General features: G+C 72.4%; 2 protein-coding genes. One reads left to right on the forward strand and one right to left on the reverse strand.

The annotated features are described in order from the left end of the window. Positions 1-943: carboxylate-amine ligase (locus TR50_RS45345; RefSeq protein ID WP_052440830.1), on the reverse strand; the 943-nt coding region annotated here is incomplete at its 3' end. 224 nt (positions 944-1,167) lie between these two features. On the opposite strand from TR50_RS45345, the gene TR50_RS07480 reads away from it, so the two are divergent. Beyond that, positions 1,168-2,067, forward strand: a complete 900-nt coding sequence (locus TR50_RS07480; RefSeq protein ID WP_042416416.1) for a class II glutamine amidotransferase — start codon at positions 1,168-1,170, stop codon at positions 2,065-2,067. Positions 2,068-2,098: the final 31 nt, after the last annotated feature.

Here is a 2,098-nt window from a genome sequence, read left to right on the forward strand (position 1 = left end):
GGTCCCGGGGGTCGTGCACGTCGCCGGTGAGGCCGTGGCGGGCGGCGGGCCAGACGGCCGCGTCGAGCGTCTCGGGCGACGGGGCGGGCATGCGCAGCCCCGCCTCCGCCTCGGCGAGCACGGTCATCACGACGGCGCGGACCAGGCCCGCCAGCAGCACGGCCTCGTCGGCCCGCATCTGCACGTCGCAGGCCCGCACCTCCAGGGTCGGGTACTTCGCCGAGGGCCTGACCAGCCAGTACAGCTGCCCGATGTCGGCCACCATGCCCCGCTCGACCAGGTCGTGGGACCGGCGGCGGTAGTCCTCGGCGTCCTCGAAGCGCGGCGGCGCGCCGCTGACCGGCCAGCGGTGGCTGACCAGGTAGCGCCAGCTGGCGAAGCCGGTGTCGGCTCCGCGCCACAGCGGCGAGCTGGCCGACAGCGCCACCAGGAACGGGAGCCAGGGCCGCACCCGGTTGAGGGCGTCCACCCGGGCCTCGTCGTCGCAGATCTCGACATGGACGTGCAGACCGTTGATCATCTGCTCGTCCGTCAGCAGCTGCGCCTCCTCGTGCATCCGCTGGTAGCGGGGGTTGTCCGTGATCGGGACCGGCCAGGCGACGTCGGTGAACGGCGAGGCCGCACAGGCGGCCAGGACGCACCCCTCTCCCGCCGCGACCTCGGACAGGGTGTGCCGCAGGCGCAGCAGGTGCCCGCCGACCTCCGGCAGCGTCTCGCACACTGGCGTGGCGGTCTCCAGCTGCGCCAGCAGCAGCTCGTGCTGCACCTCGTCCATGCCCAGCGCGAGGTGCAGCTGGGAGCGGTTCCTCACCTGCGAGGCGCGCGCGAGGAGCCCGCCGCTGACCGGGTCGAGCAGCAGGAACTCCTCCTCCACCCCCAACCGCGGCGCCCTGCCGGCCTCCGGCAGCACAGCGTCGTCGTAGCGGCTCACACTGCCCATCATCGCCGTAGTGTCCGTGGTCCGGCCAGCCGTCACCTGGGTCATTCCCGGCCCTCCGCACTGTGGAGTGACTACCTGCCGCGAATGTAGGGCCCGAGCGCCCGGTTCCGGATCACCCGGCGCAGGTGATCCGCGCGGCGGTCGCCGCCCGTAACGTCCGACGTGGGCTCGGCCTTGTCGCACGGGCCCGCTCCGCGACCGCTCCGTCCCGGGAAGGAGTCTGGGAGATGTGTCGATGGCTTGCCTACTACGGCTCGCCGATCCTGCTCGAGGAACTGCTCTACAAACCCGAGCACTCGCTGATCGACCAGAGCAGGCACGCGCGCATGGGCGTCGAGACCCTCAACGGCGACGGCGTCGGCGTGGGCTGGTTCCCCGAGCCCGCCCCGCAGGCGCTGAAGTTCCCGAGCCCGGAGCCGCCCCCGGGCGCGGACGGCGCGGTCACTCCGGCGCTGTTCCGCTCGACCGGACCGGCCTGGGGCGACATGAACCTGAAGGACCTCGCCGGGCATGTCCGCTCGCCGCTGTTCTTCGCCCACATCCGTGCCTCCACCGGGACGCCGGTGCAGCAGACCAACTGCCATCCGTTCCGGCGGGGACGGTGGCTGTGGATGCACAACGGCGCGATCAGCGGCTTCCACGAGCTGAAGCGCGACCTGCTGCTGGCCGTGGACCCGACGCTGATGCCCGACATCCAGGGCTCCACCGACTCGGAGCTCATGTTCTATCTGGCGCTCACCTTCGGCCTGGAGGACGACCCGCGCACGGCGGTCGCCCGCATGATCTGCCACGTCGAGGCGACGGCCGAGAAGCACGGCGTCGCCAACCCGCTCCAGATGACGGTGGCGACCAGCGACGGCGAGCGCATGTGGGCGTTCCGCTACTCGACCGAGGGCCGGTCGCGCAGCCTCTTCTTCAGCACCGCCCCCGAGACCCTGGGCCGGATGTACCCGGACATCCCCGTGCTCTCCGTCCTCCCGCCGGACACCCGCGTGATCGTCTCCGAGCCGCTGGGCGATCTCAAGGGCGCCTGGAACGCCGTGCCGGAGAGCACCTGCGGCATCGTCCAGCCCGGCGAGGACGAACTGATGTCCATGGAGCCGTTCCTGGCCGCCGCCCGCAGGTGAGCGGCTCGGCAGGCGGCGCGCCGGGGTCGGG

Origin of the sequence: Streptacidiphilus anmyonensis, from assembly GCF_000787855.1 — a bacterium.
Taxonomy (GTDB): domain Bacteria; phylum Actinomycetota; class Actinomycetes; order Streptomycetales; family Streptomycetaceae; genus Streptacidiphilus; species Streptacidiphilus anmyonensis.

Excerpts from the sequence above, each read along its gene's own strand:
- TR50_RS07480 (WP_042416416.1), top strand. The coding sequence starts at position 1,168 with ATGTGTCGATGGCTTGCCTACTACGGCTCGCCGATCCTGCTCGAGGAA.